Genomic DNA, 26,401 nt, shown 5'->3' with positions numbered 1-26,401 from the left:
ACCTCGACGAGGACTGCGTGACCATGACTTCGAGCAGTAACAACCAGGCAGCGGCGACTCCGCTGACCCGTGCCCTGGAGACGATAAAGAACCTGAAGGCCCAGCTCGACGCGCAGGGCGGCAACCAGCCGCTCGCCGTGATCGGAGTGGGCATGCGGTTCCCCGGCGGTGTCCACGACCTCGACTCCTACTGGGACGTGCTCCACAACGGCAGCGACCTGATCCGTGAACGGCCCGCCTCCCGCATGGCCCCCTTCGCCGACGAATGGGCCACCCTCCCGCACCGCGGAAGCTTCCTCGACGAGGTCCTCGACTTCGACGCCGCCTTCTTCGGGATCAGCCCCCGCGAGGCCCGGGCCATCGACCCGCAGCACCGGCTGCTCCTCGAAGTCGCCTGGGAGGCCCTGGAGGACGCGGCCCTGCCGCCCACCCGCCTCAAGGACGCCACGGTCGGCACGTACGTCGGCATCACCGGACGGCACGACTACTGGGACTGGCTGAACGGCGACATGGACGCCCACTGGACGACGGGCAACGGACACAGCTTCGCCGCCGGACGCATCGCCTACGCCATGGGACTCACCGGCCCCGCGGTGGCCATCGACACCGCCTGCGCCTCCTCCCTGGTCTCCGTCCACCAGGCCGCCCAGGCACTGCGGCGCGGCGAGTGCGACGTCGCACTCGCCGGCGGCGTCAACCTCGTCGTCTCACCCGGCTCCACCCGCGTCATCAGCCAGACGGGCGCCCTGGCCCCCGACGGACTGTGCAAGACCTTCGACGCCCGCGCCAACGGCTACGTCCGCGGCGAGGGCTGCGGCGTTCTCGTACTCAAACGACTCGACCACGCGCGCCGCGACGGCGACCGCGTCCACGCGGTCATCCACGGCTCGGCCGTCAACCAGGACGGGCGCTCCTCCGGCTTCACCGCCCCCAACGTGCTCTCCCAGATCTCCCTCATCGAGACCGCGCTCAAGGACGCGGCCCTGACACCCGACGACATCGGCCTCATCGAGGCACACGGCACCGGCACCTCACTCGGCGACCCCATCGAAATGGACGCCATCATCGCCGCACTCCGCCCCCACGGCGGCAGCGCACCCCTGCACGTCGGCTCGGTGAAGACCAACATCGGCCACCTCGAAGCCGCCTCGGGCGTCGCCGGCCTCATCAAGGGCATCCTCTGCCTCCAGCGGCGCACCATCCCGCCGCTCGTGCACTTCCAGACCCTCAACCCGCGCATCGACATCGACGGGACCGGGATCGTCCTCTCCGGCACCGAACAGCAGTGGAACACCCACGAGAGCGGCGAGTTCGTCGGCATCAGCTCCTTCGGCATCGTCGGCACCAACGCGCACGTCGTCCTCGGCGCCGCCGAACCGGCCGACGACACGACCGGCGCCGCGCCGGTCGCCGTACCGGGCTTCGACATCTCGGCGAAGACCCCCCAGGCGCTGCGCGTACTGGCCGGCCAGTACGCCGAACGTCTCGCCGCCCTCACCGACGAGGACTACCCCGCGTTCGCCTACACCGTGATGTCCGGGCGCGCCCGGCACCCCGTCACGGCCCATGTGACCGCCACCGACCGGACCCTGGCCCTGTCCGCGCTCACCGCACTCGCCGACGGCACCCCCTCACCCGCCGTCACCACGGCCGACGACCAGGAAAACACCGACCGTCCCGAGCTGCCGCGCCGGGTCATGACACTGCCGCACTACCCGTGGCAGCGCCGCCGCTACGCCCCCGAGCCGGCGACCCGGTCCACCCCGCCCGAGCAGACGCCTCCACAGCCGCGGACACCGCCCCCACCCGCCGCCGTCCCGCTGTACGACCTCGACTGGCAGCCCTTGGAGACCCCGCGGCCCGACGGCGGGACGGAACTCGTCCTGGCCGGCGACGACACGGAACTCCTCGATATCCTGCAGGACCAGGCCCGCGCCCTCGGCCTGCGCGGAACGGTCCTGGGACCGGCGACCGCACCGTCCGGGCCCCACTGGCAGACCGGCACCCTGCCCGCCGACGGCCCGGCCTGGGAGAAGTTCTGGGCCGACCGCCCGCCCACCGGCCCCGCCACCCTCGTCCTGGCCATGAAGGCCACCCGCCTGCCCGAGTCCCTCGACACGGCCACGGACTTCGGCGCCGATGGCGCGGCCCTGTGCACCGCCGTCACCCTCGCCGTACGCACCCTGACCGAAGGCCGCGCCTTCGCCGTCACCCGAGGCGCACGCCAGGTGTCGGGACAGGACCAGCTGGTGGCCGGCGACCACGGCCTACTGCACGGCCTCGCACCCGTCATCGGCCTGGAGTTCAACGAGAGCTGGGGCGGCGTCGTCGACCTGCCCGCCGCACCACGGCCCGCGGACGCCAAGGCGTTGCTGCACCTGGTGTGCGCCGGCGGAGACGAGGACCTGACCGCCGTGCGCGACGGCGAGACACTCGCCGCACGCATGCGGCCGGCCGCCGCCGGCTACACCCCCGAACTGCCGATCACCGGCGACGCCACCTACCTGATCACCGGCGGGCTCGGCGGCATCGGCCGCGCCATGGCCGCCGACCTGCTCCGCCGCGGCGCACGCCATCTGCTGCTTCTGGGACGGACCCCCGCCGCCGAACTCGGCGAGACCGCGAAGACCGCACTCACCGAACTCGCAGCCGACGGCGCCGACATCGTCTACCGCAGCGCCGACTGCGACAGCCCCACCGCGCTCACCGAAGCCTGCCGCGTCCTCGCCGGCATGCCGCCCGTGCGAGGGATCGTGCACGGCGCCGGCACCCTGCCCCTGGCCCCCCTGGCCACGGCCGCACCGCAGGACTTCGAAGCCGCGCTGCGCGGCAAGTTCACCGGCGCCTGGTGGCTGCACCTGCTCAGCCGCGACTGGCCGCTGGACTTCTTCGTACAGACCTCCTCGGCCTCGGCCCTGTGGGGCAACGAGGGCCGCGCCGCGTACGCGGCGGCCAACGGCGGCATCGACGCACTCGCCGAGCACCGGCTCACCCAGGGGCTGAAGTCCACCACCATCGCCTACGGAGCATGGGGCCTGGACGGCATGGCCGACGCCGACAAGCGCCGCGACCTCGCCCGGGTGGGCATCGTCGAGATGACCGCGGCCGAGGGCTGCGCCACGCTCGCCGACGCGGCACCCGGCACGGGCGCCCTGCTGATCGCCTGCCCCGTCGACTGGCAGCGCTTCACCGACGTGATGGCGACCGTCCGCCGCCGCCCGCTGTTCGACGCCCTGCTCGGCACCGGTGCCACCGCACCCGCAACCGACACCGGCGGACAGGACACACCCGCGGCCGAGAACCCGGCCACCGGCCCCACCCCCGCCCGCGACGAACTGCTGGCCGTCGCCGAGGGCGCACGGGCCGCCGTGGCCGGCGGCCACGTCGCCCGGCTCGTCGCGGACGCCCTCGGTCACGACGACCCGTCCGACGTCCCGCAGGACACCGGGTTCTTCGACCTCGGCCTGGACTCGATCATGGCCGTGGACCTGTCGCGCGAACTGTCCCTGGCGTTCGGCATCAGGCTCAAGGTCGCCGACATCTTCAACCACCCGACGATCACCGCTCTCGCCCAGTACATCGCCGAGCGCGCCGCCGACCCGTCCGCCGCCGCCCCGCCGCCCGCCCGCCGCCCCACCACCACCCCCATCCCCACCACCACCCCCACCACCCAGCCCACCCCCACCACCCAGCCGGCCACCGACCCCACCGACCCCACCGGCCCCACCTCCGGGACAACCGCCCGCGAACCCGTCGCGATCGTCGGCATGGCCGGACGCTTCCCGGGCGCCGACTCCGTCGGCGAACTGTGGGACCTGCTGCGCGAAGGCCGTGACGCCGTCGGAACGGTCCCCGCCGACCGGTGGGACTCCGCCGACCTGCACGACGCGGACCAGCTCAAGGCCGGCAAGATCACCAGCGACCAGGGCGGATTCCTCTCCGACATCGCCCGGTTCGACGCCGCGTTCTTCGGCATCCCCGCCCGCGAGGCGGAAAGCCTCGACCCGCAGCAGCGCCTGCTCCTCGCCGCCTCCTGGCACGCCCTGGAGAACGGCGGCATCGACCCCAAGAGCCTCAAGGGCACCCGCACCGGCGTCTTCGTCGGCATCACCAACTCCGACTACGCCCGGCTGCTCGAGGACGGCGGCCTCGCCGGCCTCGACGCGTACTTCGTCAGCGGCACGGCACTGAACGCCGCGGCCGGACGCGTCGCCTACACCCTCGGACTCAACGGCCCGGCCATGGCCGTCGACACCGCCTGCTCCTCCTCCCTCACCGCCGTCCACCTCGCGGTCCAGTCCCTGCGCCACGGCGAGAGCGACCAGGTGCTCGTCGGAGGCGTCAACCTCATCACATCGCCGTCGTGCTCGGTCGCCGTCAGCCGCGCCCACATGCTCTCCGCCGACGGACGGTGCAAGACGTTCTCCGCACAGGCCGACGGATTCGTCCGCGCCGAAGGATGCGGCGTACTCGTCCTCAAGCGGCTCAGCGACGCACGCCGCGACGGCGACCGCGTACTCGCCGTGGTCCTGGGCAGCGCCGTCAACCAGGACGGCGCCTCGTCCGGACTCACCGTGCCCAGCGGCACGGCCCAGGAAAGCGTCATCGCGGCGGCCCTCGCCGACGCGGGTGTCGAACCGGCCGACGTCTCCTACCTGGAGGCCCACGGCACCGGCACCTCGCTGGGCGACCCCATCGAACTCAACGCCGCCTGGTCCGTGCTCGGACAGGACCGCAAGCCCGGTGACCCGCTCCACATCGGGTCGATCAAGAGCAACATCGGGCACTGCGAATCCGCCTCGGGCGTCGCCGGCATCTTCAAGAGCGTCCTCGCACTGCGCCACGGCAAACTCCCCGCGAGCCTGCACTGTGAGGAACTCAACCCGCACGTGCCGTGGGACGAGATGAACCTGCGCGTCGTCGACGCCCTCACCCCGTGGCGGGCCAAGAACGGACGACGCCTGGCCGGCGTGTCCAGCTTCGGCTTCAGCGGCACCAACGCCCACGTGATCCTCGGCGAGGCACCCGCGCCCGACATGGTCCCCGTCCCGCCGCAGGACGGCCCTCTCCTGATGCCGCTGTCCGCCCCCGACAGCGCCGGATTCGAGCGCGTCACCCGCCTGTGGCAGCAGCGTGCCGGACAGGCGGCGGACCACACCGAACTCGCCGCCCTCGCCACCACGGCGGCGGCCGGCCGCGCCCACTTCCCGGTGAGGCGCGCCGTCTTCGCCGAGACCGCCACCGAGCTCCTCGACCGACTCGGCGCCCTCACCACCGCCCCCGGGCCCACCGTGGGCCGCCCCCGGGTCGCGTTCCTCTTCTCGGGCGCGGGCAGCCAGTACTTCGGCATGGGCCGAGAGCTGTACGAAACCGAACGCGTGTTCCGCGAGACGATCGACGACTGCGCGCGCGTCCTGCTGCCCCTGATCGGCCTGGAACTGCGCGACCTGATGTTCTACGGAGCGGACGAGGAACTGATCGACCAGATCCAGTACACCCAGCCCGCCACCGTCGCCATCGAACTGGCCCTGGCCGAGCTGTGGAAGTCCTGGGGCGTGACACCGACGGTCGTCACCGGCCACAGCGTCGGCGAGATCGCCGCCGCCGTCGTCGCGGGCGTCATGGACCGGACCACCGGCCTGACCCTCGTCGCCCACCGGGCGCGCCTCATGCAGGGCACCGGGCGCGGCTCGATGCTCTCCCTTGCCGCCCCGCTGGACCGAGTCACCCACTGGCTCGCCGGCACGACCTGCGACGTGGCCGCGGTCAACGGACCCCGGTCCGTCGTCGTGGCCGGCGTCCCCGAGGACGTGGCGATCGTCGCGGAGCGGGCCAGGGCCGAAGACGTCAAGGCACGTGAGCTGGTCATCTCCTCCGCCGCGCACTCCCGGCTGATCGAACCGATGGTGCCCGAACTCACCTCAATCGTCCGCGAGATGGAGTTCCGCCCGCCGCTCGTGCCGATCGTCTCCAACCTCACCGGACAGGTGGCCGCCGTCGACGAGTACACCGCCGGCTACTGGCCCCAGCACGTCCGGCGCCCCGTACGGTTCTACGAGGGTGCCAAGGCCCTGCACGGCGCGGGCGCCGACTTCTTCCTGGAGCTCGGCCCCGACCAGACCCTCGTCAACATGGTCACCGCCGCCGGGCTCGTGCCCGAGCGCGGCGCCGTCTCGTGCCTGCAGCGCGGCAACGGGGAACGCGCCGGCCTGCTCACCGCCGCCGCCGCACTCTACGAACAGGGCCAGGACCTGACCTGGGCCCGCGTGCAGTCCGCCCTCCTCGCCCCACGCGCCGAGGCGCCCGGCTATCCCTTCGCCGAGACCCGCCACTGGACCAAGGTCAAGCCCGCACCCCCGGCCGACCGGCAGCAGACCCCCGCGCCCCCACGCAGGCACTGGGGCGAGGAACTGCACTCGCCGGCGTTCAACGGACGGGTGTTCGCCTTCGAACGCACCGCCGACTACCCGCTCTACCTCAACGACCACCGGATCGAGGAGACGGTCCTGACCCCGGCCTCCTCACACCTCGCGACGATCCTGTCCGCACTGGCCGGACAGGGCCGGCCACTGGCCATCGAGGACCTGGTCTGCCCGCAGCCCCTGGTCATCCAGGACGGAGAGCACTACGACGCGCAGATCGTCGTCGACGACAGCAGCGCCACGCCCACCGTCACCCTGCACAGCCTGACCGACCCGGCCACGGGCCACTGGGAGAAGCACCTGTCCGCACGGCTGGTCGAACCCGCACACGCGACAGAGTCCGCGACACCCGACACCGCCGCGTTCATCGCGGCCGCCGACCGCCACATCGGCAGGGACGCGTTCTACACGTACTTCCGCGAACTCGGCTACACACTCGGCCCCTCCTTCCGCTGGATCGAGGACGTATGGGTCAAGGGCGACGAGGCACTGGTGCGCTACACCGAACCGGAGGTACCCGACCGCCTGGACGACTACGAGATCTACCCCGGCCTCATCGACTCGTGCTTCCAGACCATCGCGGCGTTCATGGTCGACGACGAGGTGCACCGGGCCGCCACCCTGGCCATCCCCTTCTCCGCGGCAGCCCTGTCCTGCCCCGGGCGCCCGGAACGCGGCACCGAACTGTGGGGCCACGTCCGCGCCCTGCAGACCCAGCCCCTGCCGCGCGGCCGGATGCGGATCGAGACCGCTGACCTGCACATGTTCACCGGCACCGGACACAGCGTCCTCGTCGTCGACAACTTCCGGGTGCGCGGCGCCCGACGGGCCGCCCTGCGCCAGAGCCTGCGCGCCGGCGAACCGAACGCCTACGAACTGTCCCTGGTCGCCGCCCCGCACTTCGACGGACAGGGCGCCCCGGGCCGCACGATCGCACTCCTGGGCGCCGACACCCCGCTCGGAGAACGGATCGCCGACGCCTTCACCGGCCTCGGACACACGGTCCTCGCCCGCACCCCCGCCGACCTCGCCGCACCCGCCGCCGACGCCGTGGTCGACGCACGGTTCGGCCACACCACCGACGCCGAAGGCGCCCTGCGCGCCTCCCTCGACCTGGCCCACACCCTGACATCCGCGCCGCGCACGGTGCCGTACGCGGTACTCGCCGACGGCGACGCGGCGAGCGCCACCCTGCGCGAAACGCTGTGGGGCATGCTGGCCGCGCTGGAGACGGAGGACACCGGGCGACGGCTGCTGCGGCTGGCACTGGAGGAGGGCTGGGACCCTGCCGGCCTGGTCGGGACGCTCACCCTGGCCCTCGACCAGGACATACCGGAGACCCGGTTCGCCCTCGATGCCGGCGGCACGCGCATCGCCCGGCTGATCGCGGCCCCCTCCACACCGGACACCCCCCACTGGCGCGGCAGCGTCCTGGTGACGGGCGGACTGGGCGCCCTGGGCCTCAGCGTCGCCCGAATGCTCGCCCAGCAGGGCGTCCCCGCCCTCTCCCTGATGGCCCGCTCGGCCCCCGACGACGCAGCCCTGCGGGTGATCGACGAACTCACCGCGAAGGGCACCACCGTCCGGATCGTCACCGGCGACGTCACCGACGCGGCGGACTGCGCGGCTGCCGTGGCCGCCGCCGCCCAGGACGCACCGCTGGGCGCCGTCTTCCACCTCGCCGGCACCACCGCGGACCATGCCTTCGAGCGACTCCACCCCGCCGACTACGAGCACGTGTTCGCGGCCAAGGCCAGGGGCGCGGAGAACCTCGCCCGGGCCACCCGGGACCACGACCTGGACGCCTTCGTGCTCTTCTCGTCGGCCGCGGCCCTCCTCGGCTCCGCCGGCCAGGTCAACTACGCCGCCGCCAACGGCTACCTCAACGGCCTCGCCGAGGCCCTCAGGGCCGAGGGCACACCCGCCACCAGCATCGAATGGGGGCCCTGGATCCCGAGCACCAAGGGCGGCATGGCCGCTGCCGCCGATGTGGAGCGGGCCGCCGAACGTCTCGGCATCAGCCGGCTCACCGACGAAACCGCGGAACCGCTGCTGACCCTGGCCGTCACCACCACCAAGACCCGCATGCTCGCCCTCGCCCTGGACGCCCCCACCTGCGCCCGGCAACTGCACGGACACCCACGGGCGGAACTGCTCGCCGAACTCCTCACCAGCGCCCACCCCACCACCGAACGGACCGCGGACCCGCAAGGACCGGCACCCGAACAACCCGCGGACCGGCCCCGCGGCTGGCTGCGCGACCACCTCCTCGGCCTGCCGGCCGACGACCGCGACGACCGCCTGCACGACACCCTGCGCACCCTGGTCCTGGAGACCCTGGGCGACCCCGAAGCCGTCCTCGACGACACGACCGGCTTCGAGGACGCGGGCGTCGACTCGATCATGGCCATCGACCTGAGCGACCTCCTGGGCCACGCCCTCGACGTCACACTCTCGGCCACCGTCGCCATCGACCACCCCAACGTCCTCGAACTCGCCCGCCTGATCATGACGGACGTTCTGCCCGACACCCCGGCCGCCGCCACCGCCCCGACCCCGCCGACCGACCTCGACACCTCCGTGCAGGACCTCACGGACGAGCAGGTCATCCAGGCACTGCAGAGCGATCTGACCGCAGAACTGTGAGGTGAACATGGATTCCCACGAGATACGCCGCCTGATGGAACAGCAGCTCGTCCAGTCCAAGAGGCTCAAGGCCCGCGTCCGCGAACTGGAGGCCGAGCGCAACGAGCCGCTCGCCGTGGTCGGCCTCGGCCTGCGCCTGCCGCCCGACCTGACCACCCCCGACACGTACTGGGACTTCCTCAACGACACCACGGACGGCACCTCCACCATTCCGCAGGACCGCGTCGCCCTCCGATCGGTCCACACCCCCGACGGGCCCCGGCCCGGCCGCTCCTACGTCGACCGCGGCGGATTCCTCCGCGACGTCGCGCACTTCGACGCCGGCTTCTTCGGCATCTCACAGCGCGAGGCCGACGCCCTCGACCCGCAGCAGCGCCTCCTCCTCGAAACGGCATGGGAAGCCATGGAACGGGCGGGCATCGCGGTCCGCCGCCAGGACCGCCTCCACGCGGGCGTCTTCATCGGCATCATGAGCGCCGACTACACCGACCGGCTCGCCCACCGCACCGACAAGACCGGTATCGACCCGTACTACGGCACCGGCGGCGGCCACTCCCTCGCAGCGGGCCGCATCAGCTACGCGATGGGCTTCTCGGGACCCGCGATGAGCGTGGACACCGCCTGCTCCTCCTCCCTCGTGGCCCTGCACATGGCCGCCCAGAGCCTGCGCCGCGGCGAGTGCCGCTATGCCCTGGCCGGCGGCGCCAACGTGATCTTCGCCCCGGACCTCATGGTGTCCCTGTGCCAGAGCAGGGCCCTGGCCCCCGACGGCCGTTCGAAGACCTTCCTCGACACCGCCGACGGCTACGGCCGCGGCGAGGGCGTCGGCGTCATGGTCCTCATGAGGCTGTCCGACGCGGAGCGGGAACACCGGCCCGTCCTGGCCGTGCTGCGCGGCAGCGCGGTCAACCACGACGGCGCCTCGTCCGGGCTGACCGTGCCCAACGGCCCCGCCCAGCAGGAAGTCATCCGCGCCGCCCTCACCGAGGCGGGCATCGCACCGCAGGACATCGGCTACGTCGAGGCCCACGGCACCGGGACCTCGCTCGGCGACCCCATCGAGGCCCGCGCCCTGGACACCGTCCTCGGCACCGGCGCCCCTCAGCGCCGCACACCCCTGGCCGTCGGCAGCGTCAAGGCACGCATCGGCCACCTGGAGAGCGCCGCGGGCATGGCCGCACTGATCAAGGTCGTCCTCATGCTGCACCACGGACGGATCCCGGCAGCCGGCAGCGACACGGACGGGGAACTGAACCACCTCATCCCCTGGGACCGCATGAAAGTCACCGTGCCCAGGGAGTCGCAGGACTGGCCGGACACCTACGAACGCCGCATCGCCGGCGTCAGCGCGTTCGGGATGAGCGGCACCAACGCGCACGCGGTCCTGGAGGCATACGACACACACCCGACCACCCCCGCCGGACACGGCACCACCACGGAACTGCTCACCGTCTCGGCGAAGAACCCCGAGAGCCTCAAAGCCCTCGTGGACAACACGGTGGCCTACCTCACGGGCATCGACGCCCACCGGCTGGCCGAGGTCTGCGCCACCCTGCGCGACGGACGCACCGCCTTCGAGCACCGCATCGCCGTCACCGGAACGACCCCCGGCGACCTGGCACACCGGCTCGCCGCGGCGGCCGACGCCTACCGGGCAGACACCGTGAGGCCGGACCGGACCGACGTCACCCTGCGCGTCACGGACCGACCCGCCCTCCTCGAGAAGTCCCTCGGTGCCCTGCTCGACGCCCACCCCGCCCTCGGCCAGGCCCTGAAAGACCCGTCCGAGCAGGCCCGGAGCCGGCTGGTGGACGTCCTGGGGTGCCTCGGCATCCGGGTCCGCACCGACCCCGCCGCACCGTCCACCCCCACCGCGGTCGCGGAGCTCCAGTGGGACGGCCGGACGAGCCTCCTGCTGACGGAGGACCCGGAAGCCTCCTCGCACCTCCTTCTCGACGTACTCGCCGCCCTCTACCGGGACGGCACGGACCTGCTCCTCGACGGACTGCGGCAGCCGGGCACCGGACGCCCCCATGACCTGCCGACCTACCCCTTCCGGCGCAAGCGCTGCTGGATCGACGAGCAGCCGTACGACGACCACGTTCCCGCGGGCCCGCACGAAGGACAGGCGACGGACCAGAACGCCGGACCCGACCGGCAGGGCGTCGTGGACTTCCTGCACACCGAACTCCGCAAGGTGATGCACGCCGACGAGGAACTCGACCTCTCGCTGACCTTCCTGGACGCCGGCGGTGACTCGTTCACCGCGATGCAGCTCACCATCGGCATCGAGGACGAGTACCAGATCGAGGTACCGCTCGAGGAGTTCGACGTCGAACTGCCGCTGCCCGACCTCTTCGCGCGACTGAGCGGCTACATCATCCGGCACCTGGCGCCGGATGCGGAACTGGACAAGGAGCTGTGCACATGAACCCGTTCGTGCGTCCGCACCGGGCCGACGACCCGTCACTGCGGATCTTCGGCTTCCACCACGCCGGAGGATCGGCCGCCGCCTACTACCCCATGATCCGGGAACTGCCCGCGGACTGGGAACTCCTGCTCCTGGACCTTCCGGGCCGCGGCAAACGCTACGCCGAGCAGCCCCTGGAACGCATGGACCAGGTCGTCGCCCGGGCCGTGGCGGACATGGACCCGTGGCTGGACGGGCGGCCCGTCGCACTCTTCGGCCACAGCTTCGGCGCCCTGGTCGCCCTGGAGACGGGCCGCGTCCTGGAGAGCATGGGCCGCACCCCGCTGTGGGTCGGCGTCTCCGGCCGGGTACCGCCCGGCTTCCGGCGCGTGCCCCGGCTCTCGGAGCTGGACGACGAGCAGTTGATGCGAGCCATGGTGGACATGGGCGGCACCCCGGAACGCATCAGCGACATCCCGGAGTTCCGCGACCGGTTCCTCGGCATCACCCGGTCCGACCTGCGAGCCGCGGAGTCCTACGCCCCGGCCCCCGACCGCATCCCGCTGTCCTGCCCGCTCACCGTGTTCTGCGGCACCGACGATGCCTGGGCACCGCTGCCGGCGATGTCCGGATGGGCCGAGGAGACCAGCATCGGCAGCCGGCAGCGCGTGTTCGGCGGAGGACACTTCTACTTCCAGGGGCCGGCACTGAAGGGCTTCACCCGCGACCTCGTCAACGAGATACGGACCGTGGCCCCGGTGTCCGAAGGCTGATGGCCATGACACAGGAGAGACGTCCCGAGCCATGCGACTGATCGAGACCTCCATCGGCATCGACGCCGCCCCGGACCGCGTATGGAACATCCTGGTCGACTTCGACCGCTACGAGGAGTGGAACCCCTTCATGATCCGTGCCCGCGGCACTGCCGCACCCGGCACGCGACTGGACATCACCATGCGCTCCGAAGGCGGCCGGCCCGTCACGTTCGCCCCCACGGTGACCGTGGCCGAGCCGGGCCGCCGGCTCCAGTGGCTCGGCCGGCTCTGGATCCCGAAGATCTTCGACGGGCGGCACGAATTCATCCTCGAACCCACCGCGGGCGGCACGACACTGAAGCACGGGGAGGCGTTCTCCGGAGTGCTGCCTCCCCTCCTCGGCTCTCAACTCACCAAGACCGCACGGTCGTTCGAGCAGTTCAACCAGGCGATCAAGGCGAGGGCGGAGAATTCGGCATGAACGACGAGCAGCACAGCCCGATCCAGCTGCTGACCCCGGAGGGCGAGCGCGTCAAGAACGCCGAGTACGACCGGTACGTGGACGGCATCACCGCCGACGACCTGCGCGGCCTCTACCGCGACATGGTCCTCACCCGCCGCTTCGACGCCGAGGCCACCTCCCTGCAGCGCCAGGGCGAGCTGGGCCTGTGGGCACCGCTGCTCGGCCAGGAGGCCGCCCAGATCGGCTCCGGCCGGGCACTGCGCGACGACGACTACGTCTTCCCGAGCTACCGCGAACACGGTGTCGCCTGGGTCCGCGGCGTCGACCCGACGAACCTGCTCGGCATGTTCCGCGGCGTCAACAACGGCGGCTGGGACCCCCACAGCAGCAACTTCCACCTCTACACGATCGTCATCGGCTCCCAGTCCCTGCACGCCACCGGCTACGCCATGGGCGTCGCCAAGGACGGCGCCGACTCCGCGGTGATCGTGTACTTCGGCGACGGCGCCTCCAGCCAGGGCGACGTCGCGGAGTCGTTCACCTTCGCCGCGGTCCACGACGCCCCCGTCGTCTTCTTCTGCCAGAACAACCAGTGGGCCATCTCCGCCCCGGCCGAGAAGCAGACCCGCGTACCCCTCTACCAGCGCGCCCGCGGCTTCGGCTTCCCCGGCATCCGGGTCGACGGCAACGACGTCCTGGCCTGCCTCGCGGTCACCCGCTCCGCCCTGGAGCGCGCCCGCCGCGGCGAGGGCCCGACTCTCGTCGAGGCCTTCACCTACCGCATGGGTGCCCACACCACCTCCGACGACCCGACGAAGTACCGGGACGACGAGGAGCGCGCCTCGTGGGAGGCGAAGGACCCGATCCTGCGCCTGCGCAGACACCTGGAGCGGGAGGGCCTGACCGACCAGGAATACCTCACCTCCCTGGAGACGGAGAGCGACGCGCTGGCCGGGCGGGTCAGGCACACCGTACGGACGATGCCCGCACCCGACCCGACGGCGATCTTCGAGAACGTGTACGCGGACGGGCACACACTCGTCGACGAGGAACGCGCGCAGTTCACCGCCTACCAGGCGTCCTTCGCCGGCAGCAGGGAGGCCTGAGAACCATGGCCGTACAGAACCTCTCGCTCGCCAAGGCGATCAACACCTCGCTCCGCAAGGCGCTCGAGACAGACCCCAAGGTCCTCGTCATGGGCGAGGACGTCGGCAGACTCGGCGGCGTCTTCCGCGTCACCGACGGTCTGCAGAAGGACTTCGGCGAGGACCGCGTCTTCGACACCCCGCTCGCCGAGTCCGGCATCGTCGGCACCGCGATCGGTCTGGCCCTGCGCGGCTACCACCCGGTCGTCGAGATCCAGTTCGACGGTTTCGTCTTCCCCGCGTACGACCAGATCGTCACGCAGCTCGCCAAGATGCACGCCCGTGCGCTCGGCAAGGTCAAGGTACCCGTCGTCATCCGCATCCCGTACGGCGGCGGCATCGGCGCGGTCGAGCACCACTCCGAGTCACCGGAGGCGCTCTTCGCACACGTGGCGGGCCTGAAGATCGTCAGCCCGTCGAACGCGAACGACGCCTACTGGATGCTCCAGCAGGCCGTCCGGGGCGACGATCCGGTCATCTTCTTTGGGCCCAAGCGCCGCTACTGGGACAAGGGCGAGGTCGCTCTGCCCGACCGCGGCTCCGCCACGGGCCCGGCCCAGGGCGAGCTCCACAAGGCGCAGGTGGCGTGCGAGGGCAGCGACCTCACGCTCGCCGCCTACGGCCCGATGGTGAAGGTCTGCCTGGAGGCCGCCGCGGCCGCCCAGGAGGAGGGCAAGTCGATCGAGGTCCTCGATCTGCGGTCCCTCTCGCCGCTGGACTTCGACACCGTGCAGAAGTCGGCGCACAAGACACGGCGGCTGGTGATCGTCCACGAGGCCCCGGTCTTCTTCGGCGCCGGCGCGGAGATCGCCGCCCGGATCACCGAGCGATGCTTCTACCACCTGGAGGCCCCTGTCCTGCGGGTCGGCGGCTACCACGCGCCGTACCCGCCGGCGCGCCTGGAGGAGGAGTACCTGCCGGGTCTCGATCGCGTGCTCGACGCCGTCGACCGCTCGCTGGCGTACTGAGGAGAGCACCGTGACGATCCGCGAATTCACGATGCCCGATGTGGGCGAGGGCCTCACTGAGGCCGAGATCCTCAAGTGGCACGTCCAGCCCGGTGACACCGTCACCGACGGGCAGGTCGTGTGCGAGATCGAGACGGCCAAGGCCGCCGTCGAGCTGCCGATCCCCTACGACGGCGTGGTGCACGAAGTGCGGTTCGACGAGGGAACGACGGTCGACGTCGGCGCCGCGATCATCGCCGTGGCCACCACGCCCCCCGCCCCCGCAGGCCGCACACCGGTCCTGGTCGGCTACGGAGTCACCGAGTCCGCCACCGTCCGCCGACCCCGCAGGCAGCCCGCGACGACCCCGAAGACGGCCGGCATGCCCCCACCGACCACACGGCCGCTGGCCAAGCCGCCGGTGCGTAAACTCGCCAAGGACCTGGGCGTCGACCTCACCACCGTGATCCCCAAAGGACCGGACGGCATCATCACCCGCGACGACATCCACGCCGTCGCCCGGCCCGCGCCCGAACCCGAACCCGCGCCCGCGCCCGCGCCGGCCCACGAGTCCGGCCCCGCCCCGGCTGTCGCCGACACCCGGGAGACCCGCCACCCGGTCAGGGGAGTCCGCAGGGCGACAGCCGCCGCCATGGTCGCCAGCGCCTTCACCGCACCGCACGTCACGGAGTTCGTGACCCTCGACGTCACGCGCACCATGAAGCTCGTCGAGCGGCTCAAGACCGACAAGGACCTGCAGGGACTGCGGGCCAACCCTCTGCTGCTCGTCGCCAGAGCACTGCTCGTCGCGATCAAGCGCAACCCCGAGATCAACGCCACCTGGGACGAAGCAGGCCGGCAGATCGTCCAGAAACACTACGTGAACCTGGGCATCGCCGCAGCGACCCCGCGAGGGCTCGTCGTACCGAACATCAAGGACGCCCACGCGAAAACACTGCCCGAACTCGCCCTGTCCCTCGACGAGCTGGTGACCGCGGCCCGAGCAGGCAGGACGACCCCCGCCGCGATGCAGGGCGGCACCGTGACGATCACCAACATAGGCGTCTTCGGCATCGACACCGGCACGCCCATCCTGAACCCCGGCGAGTCGGCGATCCTCGCCATGGGAGCGATCAAGCTCCAGCCGTGGGTGCACAAGGGGAAGGTCCGGCCGCGTCACGTGACGACACTGGCCCTGTCCTTCGACCACCGCCTCGTCGACGGCGAACTCGGGTCCAGGGTCCTTGCCGACACCGCCGCAGTCCTGGAACGGCCGCAACGCCTCATCGTCTGGAGCTGACGACCCATGAAACGGATCATGGTGTTTCTCGACGCCCGGCCGTGCAGCCTGGCCGCCGTACGCCGCGCGCTCCCCCTGGTCTCGGAGGGGGAGGTGCTGCAGGTGGTGCTCGTCAGACCCCGGGTGCCGCTCGCCGTGGCCCTCGGCTGGTCGCAAGGCGTGTTCGTGCCCGACATCCGGGAGGACCTGACGCGGGACGTGTTCTCCGCGGTGGCGGCGCTGGTGGCACCGACATGTCTGCCGTGGGACTTCCTGGAGGCGGACCACCGTGTCAGGCCCGGAGCCTCGCCGGTGCCCCTTGACGCCGGCGCCCCCAGATCCGCGGTCGTGGTGCGCCACAAGGCAGGCCCGTTGCACCTGCCCTTCGACCGCAACCACGTCCAGCGGATCGCCCGCACATGGCCCGGTGGCGCCGGCGATCCCCTGGCCGTCCCGTGCGACCACCGCGCGACGACACCGAACCCGGCCCGGCTGAACACGACTTGGACACGCGCTGCGACTGGTCGGGCACCGCGCTCCTGGAAGCAAGGGAACCTTTAGCGCGTGGGCCCATGCTCATCATGTCGGCAGCGTAGGAAACGGGACGCCGACAAGAACCGAGGGACGCATCGGGCCTGCAGCGCCCTCGTGTCCGCGCGGCGGGGTATACATCCCCCGGTGCCCCGCCGCGCGTTCCCCCTGCCGCTACCGAAAGGTGTCACGGACCATGGCGCGTGAGTCGGAGTCGGGACTGCCCATCGAGCCGGTCTACGGACCGGCGGCGTTGGAGAGCTGGGATCCGGCGGAGAGGCTGGGTGAGCCGGGCGTGTACCCCTTCACGCGTGGGGTGTATCCGTCGATGTACACCGGTCGGCCGTGGACGATGCGCCAGTACGCGGGGTTCGGCACCGCGGTGGAGTCCAACGCCCGGTACAAACAGCTGATCGCCAACGGCACCACGGGTCTCTCCGTGGCTTTCGACCTGCCGACGCAGATGGGCCACGACTCGGACGCGCCGCTCGCGCACGGTGAGGTCGGCAAGGTCGGGGTGGCGATCGACTCCGTCGAGGACATGCGGATTCTGTTCGACGGCATCCCACTGGACAAGGTCTCCACGTCGATGACGATCAACGCACCCGCCGCGCTCCTGCTCCTGATGTACCAGCTGGTGGGTGAGGAGCAGGGGGCCCCGGCGGACCGGCTGACGGGGACGATCCAGAACGACGTGCTGAAGGAGTACATCGCCCGCGGCACGTACATCTTCCCGCCGAAGCCGTCGCTGCGGCTGACCGCGGACATCTTCCAGTACTGCCGGGCCGAGATCCCGAAGTGGAACACGATCTCGATCTCCGGCTATCACATGGCGGAGGCGGGTGCCTCGCCCGCGCAGGAGATCGCGTTCACCCTGGCCGACGGCATCGAGTACGTACGGACCGCCGTCGCCGCAGGCATGGACGTCGACGACTTCGCCCCCCGGCTCTCCTTCTTCTTCGTCGCCCGCACGACGATCCTGGAAGAGGTCGCGAAATTCCGGGCGGCCCGCCGGATCTGGGCCCGGGTCATGAAGGACGAGTTCGGCGCGCAGAACCCCAAGTCACAGATGCTCCGCTTCCACACCCAGACCGCGGGCGTGCAACTGACCGCCCAGCAGCCCGAGGTCAACCTCGTCCGCGTCGCCGTCCAGGGCCTCGCCGCCGTCCTCGGGGGCACACAGTCCCTGCACACCAACTCCTTCGACGAAGCCATCGCCCTGCCGACGGACAGATCCGCCCGCCTCGCCCTGCGCACCCAGCAGGTCCTCGCCTACGAGACGGACGTGACCGCGACCGTGGACCCCTTCGCGGGCAGTTACGTCATCGAGAAGATGACCGACGACGTGGAGGCGGCGGCGCTGGAGCTGATGGGCCGGGTCGAGGAGATGGGCGGCGCGGTCAGCGCGATCGAGCGCGGCTTCCAGAAGGGCGAGATCGAGCGCTCGGCGTACCGGATCGCGCAGGAGACCGACAGCGGGGAACGCGTCGTCGTCGGCGTCAACCGCTACACGGTCGACGTCGAGGAACCCTACGAGCCGCTGCGCGTCGACCCGGCCATCGAGGCCCAGCAGGCCGAACGCCTCGCCACCCTGCGAGCCGCACGCGACCAGCAGGCCGTCGACACCGCCCTGACGGCCCTGAAGAAGGCGGCCGACACCGAGGACAACGTCCTCTATCCGATGAAGGACGCCCTCAGAGCCCGCGCCACCGTCGGCGAGGTCTGCGACGCACTCCGCGAGGTCTGGGGCACCTACGTCCCCACCGACACGTTCTGACCGGAATCGAAGCCGACCGAGAACGAAGTACCCACTGTAGAAGGAGTGTTCCCATGACCCTGTCTGCCGGCGATGCCACCGCGGAGAGCGGATACGTGCCCGTCATCGACCTGTCCGAGGCCGATACCCCGGAAGGGAGACTGCTCACGGCGAAGGCGATCGGCGCGGCCTGTGAGAACTCCGGATTCTTCACCGTCGTCGGCCACGACGTGAACCAGGAACTGATCGACCGGATGTACGACACCTGCCGCGCGTTCTTCGAGCTCCCGGCCGAGGAGAAGACCAAAGTCGCCATCCTCCCCGGAACCAACGGCTTCTACGCCAACGTCGGCTGCGCGTCCATGAGCTGCGGCGTCGAGACACCCCCGGACCTGAACGAGGTGTTCGCCGCCAGCGTGCGTGATGTCAGCGCCGCACCGGACGGGGCCGGCGCCGTGACGCTGCCGTGGGAAGCGGTCAACCGCTGGCCGGACGCCCCGGGGGACTTCCGCGAAGTATGGCTCCAGTACAGCGACGCACTCGAGAAGCTCGCGGTCGACCTGATACGCCTGTTCGCACTGGCACTCGGTCTCGACGAGAACTTCTTCGACGACAAGATCGACCACTCGGCATCCACGATCTCGGCGAACTACTACTATCCGCTGACGGAGAACCCCCTGGACGGCCAGCTGCGCAAGGGCGCGCACGCCGACTGGGGCAACATGACGATCCTCTACCAGGACGATGGCGGCGGCCTGCAGGTCGAGCGGAAGGGCCACGGCTGGTGCGAAGTCCCCTACACGCGGGGCAGCTTCGTCGTGAACCTCGGCGACATGATGGAGTTCTGGACCGGCGGACGCTGGGTCTCGACCATGCACAGGGTCCGCAACCCCCTCGAAGGGCAGTCCGCCGCACGGATCAGCATCCCGTTCTTCCAGATCCCGAACCCCGACGCGCGGATCACACCGCTGCTGCCGGTCAGCAGCGCGGCCACCGAGGAGCGGATGCAGACGGCGCAGACGCCGGCGGACTGGTTCAGGGACCGGCTCACGGACATGTTCGCCTGAAACGTCCCGAGCGAGGGCGTCCCACGGCGGGACGCCCCTGCCGCCGCCACCCCCACCCTCCCGGCCCGGTGCCGGATGTCCAACACGGGTGGCGCTGTGGGTGACGCGCCATCAGTGCAGTTCAGCGCACCACAATCCATCCCTCCATCCGTACGAGGGCGACGATGTTGCAGCCCTGTCCGGACTTCGAGTTGCGCCCGGACACTGCGTAGCCGACTCCGGCGCGCAGGATCCCGCTTTGGAGACGCATGCCGTCCTGAAGCGCGAGGGTGTCCACGTCGGCCGCAAGCGGGTCGAGCGGCTCATGCGCCAGGCCGGCCCGGCCGGGATCAGCCCCCGCAGGAGCAAGGGCTTCACCCGCCGCGACCCGGACGCCGACCTCGCCCCTGACCTGGTGCAACGCGACTTCACGGCACCCGCGCCCAACCGGCTGTGGGTCACCGACCTGACCATGATCCCCACCCGTCAGGGGCCACTGTGGCTGTCGGCGATCCGCGACGCCTTCTCCCGCAGAGTCGTGGCCTGGGAGACCTCCGCCCGGCGCGGAGAGGACCTGGCCGACCACCTCGCCGGGGAGGCCGCCAACGGCTCACCTCCGCTCGCGCGGAGAGGACCAGGCAGATGGTGCGGGCGGCGGCGAATGAGGCGGCTCACCTCCGCTCGCGCGGAGAGGACATCCGCCGGGCGCAGCGGGGGAACCTCAGGGCTCCGGCAGGCGGCGTAGCAGCCGCAGGAGAGTCGACCGGCTCGCCCGGACCGCGAATGTGTCCGCCAGGCGGGCGCCGGCCCGGCCCGCCAGCATCACGGCCACCCGCTGCAGCACCGCCTGCAGCCCGGTGCTTCGCCTCCCGTATCGGAAGGTCAGCCCATCGACCTGCTCTGCGAACGTGGCCTGCCTGCAGGCGCGGTCACGGCAGCGGAACCGCCGGACCTGTAACTCGATCACCGCAGAACGCCCGGCGACCGCGGTGTCGGCGAGGCGGCGTACGTATCGGCTGTGCACCCGGCCCGACGACGTCCCACAGGCATGACACGCGGCCTCTCCGCCGGCGCACGGGCCCGCACGAGCACCAACTCGCCCTCGACTGCTGCCTTTTCGATCACAACGCCTTCGGCCTGGTGGAACCACAGGCCCTGGAGGAACACATCACCCACGGCCGTCCATGATCGCGGTTGTGGTGACCCTCCGTGGCTCCAGCACGGAAAGTGATCCAGAACCAGCATTCGGCCGTCGTCGAGACCGCCCCCGCAGACGCGCGTTTTGCAGCCAGGAAGCGGTGCCAACGAGGACGACATGGACTCACCCACCACGACTCCGGAAACAGATAGCCCAATCCCAGACATCACCAACATGCCGAACACCCCTCGGATAACTGTCAGGCATGCTGCTGAACTCCAACATGGCTCACATGCCTTCTCCGAACTACGCAGACGACAAAGGGCCTGGCCGCTGTGGCGGCCAGGCCCCGTGTCCCAGAGGAGCGGTGCGCTAGCTGTGGTGCTGGTGCAGGCTCGCGACAGGCGGGCGAAGGTGCCCGCGCCAGTTGAGTGCCGTCACGGCAGTGGTCGCAGCGGTGACGAGGGCGGCAACAGCCGCGATCTGATCGGGCCTCATGAGAGCCATCACTACGATGACCACGACCACGACTGCGCCCGAGCTGCCGCCGCGTGGCGTTGTACCCAGTGATATGGGATCGTGGACCTGGATCGACATGTTTCGTCCTTCCATCAGAAGCCCCTTGCACCGCTCGGTGTCCAGCCATCCGCGGAGCAAGGGGCTTTGTCGTACGGGAAGTTGACCTCGAAACCCCATGGTGTACCCGAGAGGCTTCTCAGGCAAACCCACGCGCCCCGCCTTACACCGAATGGCGTGCCCCTATGCTCGCCACCGTGGAAAACCACCCCTCCCTTCCTTGATCGTCCGCCCTCCCGGCGAGACTGACGGGAACTCATGCACTGATGATCCAAGTCGAGTTGTGGACCAACTAATCGGTAGTCGTAGCCATGCTCGTGCGTACTGCTATGTGATCGAAGGTGAGGATTCCCATGAAGATAGGTGAATTCTTCTTTTCCTTTATCGTATTGAGTTGTTCCAGCTTTTCAGCGGCGCCGTGTCGCTGCTGATCCTGTGGTGGGAGACGCGACACTGACCGCGTTACGGGCCCGTGGCTGACTGCGGGCCCGCATGCGGGCACAGGTCACCCAGCCCGGCCACCGCGTCGCCGTGCCCACCAGGACAGCCTCGGCGCGGTGGCGGCGTTCACGGCCCGGCCGAACCCCTCCAGGGCGGCCTCCAGGTGCGCGGTGTCCTCCACGTCCGACAGGGCGTTCAGCAGCTGCTCGATGGCGGTGGCGGTGGCGACGGCCGGGTCGGAGCAGCGCATGTGCGGGGCGGCGGCGGTGGCGGCCCGGGTGAGCGGCTCGCGCGCGGATGCCGCGGTCTGCATGCTCGCCACCCGCTCCCGACTCAGCAGCTCGGCCGCGCGGCCGAACCCCACGAGCCCGCTCTGGACGTCCGTTCCGCCGCCGATCCGGGCGCGTGCGGCGCCGCCAACGAAGGCGAGCACGGTCAGCAGAAACGTCCGGCCGCGCTCGGCCGGCCCCTCCCACAGCAGCCGGTTGGCGGCGGCCGCACCTTGCAGTTCCATCACCGCGAGCGTCATCGCATCCGCCTGCACTCGAAGAGCGCCGATCTCGGCCTGCTGCTCCTGGCGGTTACGGGCACGACTGGTCAGCCACGATGCGAGAACAGCGATGACCGCTCCCGAGGCGAGCGTGCTGGCCAGCTCGATCAACTTGTCCATGCCCGCATGCTGCCCGTGCGGCCGACCCGGCGTCCGGCTCGTCGCGGACCCGGGGCGTTTCAGCAGCAGCTGTACCGAGGTGTCCGCCAGCGCGTCGCCGACCGCGCGCAGCACCTCCGAGAAGAACGGCTCCCCGAACTTGCGCCAGTCCTTCTCGGTGATCGCCAGCGCCACGACGTCCGCGCGCCGCCCCGCCAGCGAACGGGCCGCCAGGTTGGGCACGTAGCCCAACTCGGCGATGGCCTGCTGCGCGGCATGCCGGGTCGACTCCTTGACGCCGGTCGCGTTGTTGATGACGCGGGAGACCGTGCCCCGCCCCACCCCGGCAAGCGCGGCCACTTCCTCCAGCGTCGGCGTGGTGCCAGGGCGCCGCTTCACCATATTCACCGTTCCTAAACAGTGTCCAGGAGTGACATCTGACGCCAGCTCCCGGAACTGCGCGCATCCCGAACGGTGTTGGATGCGCTGGGTTCCCGCGTTCGCTGCTCCCCGATCCGGCGACGTGCATCGTGTGCACGCTCCGTGATGGGTGGGCGGGTTCCCTGACGCCCTCCGACTCCCGATTCGGCCTGGGCGGTCCGATGCCCACGACGATCACTCTGGTCGTCGTGGGGCGGTGCCGCCCGTCGCCGGATCGGGTGCCCGAGGGCGCGTCGCCCAATCGCGATACCGGCGGCATCGTGACGGGACATCTTTCGTGTCTTGCTGGTCAGGGGCTTGGCCCAGTGCTGGGCTCCCCACATCGACGTGTAAGCCGGATCGACGGCGACGATCGCGAGGCCGTGTTCGGCGGCCATGGAGACGAGCCGGGCTTTGAGTTTGCCGGTAGGGATGCCGGAGATGAGCTGCCGGAACCTCTTGCGGCGCCCGTGCTTCTCGCGGGTCTTCTCGGCGGTGAAGTCCAGGTTTTCCAGCCCGATGGCCGTCACCTTGCACCGGTCGGCAAAGTGCAGCAACTGGATGATGGCGTGCCGGATCTGGGCATCTCGATGATCAGCCGAGCCGGTGATGTCGTAGAAGAACCGGCGCGGGTCACCGATCGGGTTGCCGTGTGGGTCGAGGTGGTAGGCGGCGAAGTGGTCGGCGTTGGTGTCCACACCGATCACGCCGTCAGCGCGGGCGGTGTCCAGCGGGATCGTCTTGACGACGGGCCTTTGCCAAGAGGCCGTCAGGTACCAGCGTCCACGTTCCACGTCCAGGTGGATGCGGTAGGCCACGGCCAGGTTGCCCTTGATCCGGTCGCGCCACTCCTCGCCTCGGTGGGCGAAGGCGACGCGGGAGGCGAGGACGTACCGGCCGTTGCGGGCGTTCGCGTACTCGGCCAGCGGTGCGGGCAGCTTGATGGAGATCTCGCCATCCGGGGTGACGCGGATCGTCTCGTTGCCGTACCGCTTGCCGGACTCGCCGTCGGCGGCGAGGAACCAGCGTTCCGCTTCCCACCGCTCACGCCATGTGGTCTCGGCGAGCCGGGCGGCTTCGAGGTTGTGACGGTTGCCCAGCAGGCGTCGGCCGCCGCGCACGACGTGCACGACACCGGCCTCATGCTCTGTGCGGGCCACATCGAGGCGGTGTTCCAAAGTCGCCAGACGGCGGGACTTGTGGAACCACTCGCTCTTGGACCGGTATCCGCCAGGGGCCCGCTTGGTGCCCTTCTCCCCGATCGGCTGGGACAGGCGGTGCATCAGCGTGCGCACGCCGGTCTCAAGACCTTGGATGTGGGCGAGCTGGCAGCGCCGGGAGAGCGCCCACTGATCGTGAGTGGCCTTCGTGATGCTCCCGGCCCAGCGCGAGGACGATGTGGCGGTCAGGCCCTGCTTACGGGCCGCCCACGTATCCGTATTGTGGTCCAGGCCGTCGGCGCACCGGGATTTGAGGTCTTGGGAGGCGAGACGCCCGAGGTGTTCACCGACCATCCGCAACACCTTGTCGTCCGCGTCGGTGAGGTGCTTGAGGCGGTCACGTACCGCCACCCCGGACGGCCCCAGCGCGACGAACGGTGCCTCGATGCTGCGGAGCTGCTTCTTCTTCGGCTCACTCACCGGCGGCAGCCGCCTCAAGAGCCTTGCGGGCGCGACTCTTCGCCGAGCGGCGCCCGTAGAGGCGGGCACAGAACGACGTCAGCACCTCCACCATGTCCCGGACCAAGTCGTCTTCGACCTCGCCGTCATCCAGGACAACGAGACGGCGCCCGGAGGCAGACAGGGCAGCTTCGACAAGTTCGACGTTCATCCCGCCGAGGCGGTCTTTATGCTCGACCACGACTGTGGTCACGGCGGGGTCTGCCAGCAGCCGCTTCGCCTTCGACCGGCAGCCGTTCATGCCCGACGCGATCTCGGACTCAATACGGACGACCTTGTGACCGGCCTTCGCCGCCCACGCCGACAACCGGGCGGTCTGCCGCTCCAGGTCCGGCCTTTGATCATGAGAGGAGACGCGGGCATACAAGCCCACGCCACCGGTCACGGTGGGTGAGGTGTTCGCGTCGATGTTCACCAGGATCGTGCGAGGCCCCACGCGTTCCGCAGGGACCGGCAACGTGCCCTCACGGAACCAGCGGTACGCCGTGCGGGGCGCAATGCCCTGTGCGCGTGCCCATTCCGTCAGGTTCATGCGCAAAATTGTACATCACTCACGGCGCCTAAAAGACACCCATGGACACTTATTCGAGAGCTGTTCACGACCCCCAGGGCACCCGAACTTACGGTCCTGGGCGGGCGCCTGATCGGCGGTTCGGCGTCGGTCGGCGGCCCGTTCGCCTGCCGTACGTCTGGCGCGGTTCCACCTTGCGCACCCCGTGTCCCGTTCTTCTTGACCTGCCCGGCCCAGGCCGCGACGGTGAGGGCGGCAGGGCCAGGGCGGGGGTCAGCGGCGCAGGGTGAGGGGCAGCGCCTCCAAGCCGCGCAGCATCATCGTGTTGCGCCAGCGCAGGTCGCGCTCCTGGCAGGCCAGGGTCGTTCCGGGGAAGCGGGCGAGGAGCGCGGTGAGCGCGATCTCGGTCTCCAGCTTGCCGAGCAGGGCCCCGAGGCAGCGGTGGATGCCACCGCCGAAGGCGAGATGGCCGGCGTCCCGGCGGTCGAGGATGAGGCGGTCGGGGTCCTGGAAGCGCGCCGGGTCGCGGTTGGCCGCGCCGAGGGACAGCAGTACGAACTCGTCCTGCGGGATCTCCACCCCGCCGACGTCCACCGGCTCGGTGGTGAAGCGGGTGGTGGCCATACAGATGGGGGAGTCGTAGCGCAGGAACTCCTCGACGGCCCTGGGCATCCGGGTGAGATCGGCACGCAGCCAGGCGGCCTGGCCGGGATCGCGCAGCAGCGCGAGGCAGGAGGTGCCCAGCAGGTTCACGGTGGTCTCATGCCCGCCGATCAGCAGCAGGGCGACCATGCCCACGATCTCGTCGTCCGTCAGCTCCCCGCGCTCGCGGGCCGCCAGCAGCTCGGTGAGCAGATCGGCGGGACGGTCATTGCGGCGGATACGCCGGTCGGCGATGGCCAGGACGTACGAGCCCATCTCCTGGACTGCTCGCCGGAACGCCGCGTGGTCGCCCTCCTGGGTGACGATGGCGGTCGACCACTTCCGGTAGAGGTCGCGGTCCTCGGGCGGGAAGCCGAGCAGTTCGCAGACGACGAGGATCGGCAACGGGAAGGCGAAGTCACGTACCAGGTCCACCGTGGCGGTGGTGGTGCGGGTCGTGTGGCGCGCGGCTGCCGTGTCCAGCCCGTCGAGGAGTTCGAGGGTGATGCGCTCGACCATCGGCCGCATCGCCTCGACCCGCTTGCGGCTGAACGCCGCCTGGACCACGCGGCGGAGGCGGGTGTGGTCGGGCGGATCGCTGCTGAGCATATGGGTGATCTCGGTGCCCAGATTGACGCCCTCGACCCGGCTGTCGGCCAGGGCCTGGGCGCGCCGCACATCCTGCGCGAAGCGGCGGTCGAAGAGCGCGGCCCGGACATCGACGTAGCGCGGGATGATCCACAGCCGCAGGCCGCCGTCGCTGTGCAGCACGGAGACCGGGGCCGATTGCCGCATCCTGGCCAGGGCCGGGTACGGGTCGCTGAGGAACGTCGGCGGGTTCTGGCGCGGTTCCGCCGTCTCGGGCTTGTCCGGCCGGTGCTTGTCCGGCCGGGGACTGTTCGTCCGGGGTGCTGCCGTCGCTGCCGTAGCTGTGGTCATGATGTT

General features: G+C 70.6%; 16 protein-coding genes and 1 pseudogene. 11 read left to right on the top strand and 6 right to left on the bottom strand.

Annotation, left to right across the window (positions count from 1 at the left end; all coding sequences use genetic code 11):
* Positions 1-23 precede the first annotated feature (23 nt).
* The 10 genes and pseudogenes from ACZ5C2_RS13245 to ACZ5C2_RS13200 all read left to right on the top strand — a co-directional run bounded on the left by ACZ5C2_RS13245 (position 24) and on the right by ACZ5C2_RS13200 (position 19,421).
* Entirely contained in the window at positions 24-9,068 is a 9,045-nt protein-coding gene (locus tag ACZ5C2_RS13245; RefSeq protein WP_468789623.1) for an SDR family NAD(P)-dependent oxidoreductase, read from the top strand.
* A gap of 7 nt (positions 9,069-9,075) precedes the next feature.
* Entirely contained in the window at positions 9,076-11,499 is a 2,424-nt protein-coding gene (locus ACZ5C2_RS13240; RefSeq protein ID WP_468789621.1) for a beta-ketoacyl synthase N-terminal-like domain-containing protein, read from the top strand.
* Positions 11,496-12,251 carry a thioesterase II family protein gene (locus tag ACZ5C2_RS13235; RefSeq protein ID WP_468789619.1) on the top strand — a complete coding sequence of 252 codons (756 nt, stop codon included), beginning with the start codon at positions 11,496-11,498 and terminating at the stop codon, positions 12,249-12,251. Before ACZ5C2_RS13240 ends, ACZ5C2_RS13235 begins: the two co-directional genes overlap by 4 nt.
* Before the next feature lie 31 nt (positions 12,252-12,282).
* Positions 12,283-12,642, top strand: a pseudogene (locus tag ACZ5C2_RS13230) (SRPBCC family protein); the annotation flags it as partial.
* Complete coding sequence (gene pdhA / locus ACZ5C2_RS13225; RefSeq protein WP_468790142.1) at positions 12,555-13,802, top strand: pyruvate dehydrogenase (acetyl-transferring) E1 component subunit alpha; 1,248 nt, start codon at positions 12,555-12,557, stop codon at positions 13,800-13,802. The pseudogene ACZ5C2_RS13230 and the gene pdhA, both read left to right, overlap by 88 nt.
* 5 nt (positions 13,803-13,807) lie before the next feature.
* A complete protein-coding gene (locus tag ACZ5C2_RS13220) occupies positions 13,808-14,809 on the top strand; it encodes an alpha-ketoacid dehydrogenase subunit beta (RefSeq protein ID WP_468789617.1) in 1,002 nt (333 codons plus the stop codon).
* A 31-nt stretch (positions 14,810-14,840) separates the two neighbouring features.
* Positions 14,841-16,088, top strand: coding sequence for a dihydrolipoamide acetyltransferase family protein (locus ACZ5C2_RS13215; protein WP_468790140.1), 1,248 nt, complete (start codon positions 14,841-14,843; stop codon positions 16,086-16,088).
* 6 nt (positions 16,089-16,094) lie between these two features.
* The gene (locus ACZ5C2_RS13210) at positions 16,095-16,628 is read left to right on the top strand and encodes a hypothetical protein (protein ID WP_468789615.1); all 534 of its coding nucleotides are present in this window, start codon (positions 16,095-16,097) and stop codon (positions 16,626-16,628) included.
* Positions 16,629-16,794: 166 nt separating this feature from the next.
* Positions 16,795-18,375, top strand: coding sequence for an acyl-CoA mutase large subunit family protein (locus tag ACZ5C2_RS13205; protein WP_468789613.1), 1,581 nt, complete (start codon positions 16,795-16,797; stop codon positions 18,373-18,375).
* Positions 18,376-18,428: 53 nt separating this feature from the next.
* Positions 18,429-19,421 (top strand): isopenicillin N synthase family dioxygenase, encoded by a 993-nt coding sequence (locus tag ACZ5C2_RS13200; protein ID WP_468789611.1) that lies wholly within the window; start codon positions 18,429-18,431, stop codon positions 19,419-19,421.
* Between the two features lie 121 nt (positions 19,422-19,542).
* On the opposite strand, the gene ACZ5C2_RS13195 is transcribed toward ACZ5C2_RS13200, so the two are convergent.
* A complete protein-coding gene (locus ACZ5C2_RS13195) occupies positions 19,543-19,671 on the bottom strand; it encodes a hypothetical protein (RefSeq protein ID WP_468789609.1) in 129 nt (42 codons plus the stop codon).
* Between ACZ5C2_RS13195 and ACZ5C2_RS13190 the strand changes: the two genes are divergently transcribed.
* Positions 19,660-20,145, top strand: a complete 486-nt coding sequence (locus tag ACZ5C2_RS13190; protein WP_468789607.1) for a DDE-type integrase/transposase/recombinase — start codon at positions 19,660-19,662, stop codon at positions 20,143-20,145. The genes ACZ5C2_RS13195 and ACZ5C2_RS13190 overlap by 12 nt on opposite strands.
* On the opposite strand, the gene ACZ5C2_RS13185 is transcribed toward ACZ5C2_RS13190, so the two are convergent.
* From ACZ5C2_RS13185 to ACZ5C2_RS13165, 5 genes are all read right to left on the bottom strand, one after another.
* Positions 20,122-20,424, bottom strand: coding sequence for a hypothetical protein (locus ACZ5C2_RS13185; RefSeq protein WP_468789605.1), 303 nt, complete (start codon positions 20,422-20,424; stop codon positions 20,122-20,124). The two genes, ACZ5C2_RS13190 and ACZ5C2_RS13185, sit on opposite strands and share 24 nt — an antisense overlap.
* Positions 20,425-21,619: 1,195 nt before the next feature.
* Positions 21,620-22,606 carry a LacI family DNA-binding transcriptional regulator gene (locus ACZ5C2_RS13180; protein WP_468789603.1) on the bottom strand — a complete coding sequence of 329 codons (987 nt, stop codon included), beginning with the start codon at positions 22,604-22,606 and terminating at the stop codon, positions 21,620-21,622.
* 11 nt (positions 22,607-22,617) lie between these two features.
* Positions 22,618-24,264 (bottom strand): nuclease/transposase family protein, encoded by a 1,647-nt coding sequence (locus tag ACZ5C2_RS13175; RefSeq protein ID WP_468789601.1) that lies wholly within the window; start codon positions 24,262-24,264, stop codon positions 22,618-22,620.
* Entirely contained in the window at positions 24,257-24,835 is a 579-nt protein-coding gene (locus tag ACZ5C2_RS13170) for an IS607 family transposase (protein WP_468789599.1), read from the bottom strand. The genes ACZ5C2_RS13175 and ACZ5C2_RS13170 overlap by 8 nt, the downstream gene beginning before the upstream one ends.
* A 252-nt stretch (positions 24,836-25,087) precedes the next feature.
* Positions 25,088-26,395, bottom strand: coding sequence for a cytochrome P450 family protein (locus tag ACZ5C2_RS13165; RefSeq protein ID WP_468789597.1), 1,308 nt, complete (start codon positions 26,393-26,395; stop codon positions 25,088-25,090).
* Positions 26,396-26,401 lie beyond the last annotated feature (6 nt).

It is taken from the genome of Streptomyces sp. NPDC031365 (assembly GCF_055569765.1).
This window is presented reverse-complemented; position numbering and strand designations above follow the sequence as displayed.

Excerpts from the sequence above, each read along its gene's own strand:
- ACZ5C2_RS13165 (WP_468789597.1), bottom strand. The coding sequence starts at position 26,395 with ATGACCACAGCTACGGCAGCGACGGCAGCACCCCGGACGAACAGTCCC.
- ACZ5C2_RS13200 (WP_468789611.1), top strand. The coding sequence starts at position 18,429 with ATGACCCTGTCTGCCGGCGATGCCACCGCGGAGAGCGGATACGTGCCC.
- ACZ5C2_RS13235 (WP_468789619.1), top strand. The coding sequence starts at position 11,496 with ATGAACCCGTTCGTGCGTCCGCACCGGGCCGACGACCCGTCACTGCGG.
- ACZ5C2_RS13245 (WP_468789623.1), top strand. The coding sequence starts at position 24 with ATGACTTCGAGCAGTAACAACCAGGCAGCGGCGACTCCGCTGACCCGT.
- ACZ5C2_RS13205 (WP_468789613.1), top strand. The coding sequence starts at position 16,795 with ATGGCGCGTGAGTCGGAGTCGGGACTGCCCATCGAGCCGGTCTACGGA.
- ACZ5C2_RS13240 (WP_468789621.1), top strand. The coding sequence starts at position 9,076 with ATGGATTCCCACGAGATACGCCGCCTGATGGAACAGCAGCTCGTCCAG.
- ACZ5C2_RS13215 (WP_468790140.1), top strand. The coding sequence starts at position 14,841 with ATGCCCGATGTGGGCGAGGGCCTCACTGAGGCCGAGATCCTCAAGTGG.
- ACZ5C2_RS13170 (WP_468789599.1), bottom strand. The coding sequence starts at position 24,835 with ATGAACCTGACGGAATGGGCACGCGCACAGGGCATTGCGCCCCGCACG.
- ACZ5C2_RS13220 (WP_468789617.1), top strand. The coding sequence starts at position 13,808 with ATGGCCGTACAGAACCTCTCGCTCGCCAAGGCGATCAACACCTCGCTC.
- ACZ5C2_RS13180 (WP_468789603.1), bottom strand. The coding sequence starts at position 22,606 with ATGGTGAAGCGGCGCCCTGGCACCACGCCGACGCTGGAGGAAGTGGCC.
- ACZ5C2_RS13195 (WP_468789609.1), bottom strand. The coding sequence starts at position 19,671 with ATGCGTCTCCAAAGCGGGATCCTGCGCGCCGGAGTCGGCTACGCAGTG.
- ACZ5C2_RS13210 (WP_468789615.1), top strand. The coding sequence starts at position 16,095 with ATGAAACGGATCATGGTGTTTCTCGACGCCCGGCCGTGCAGCCTGGCC.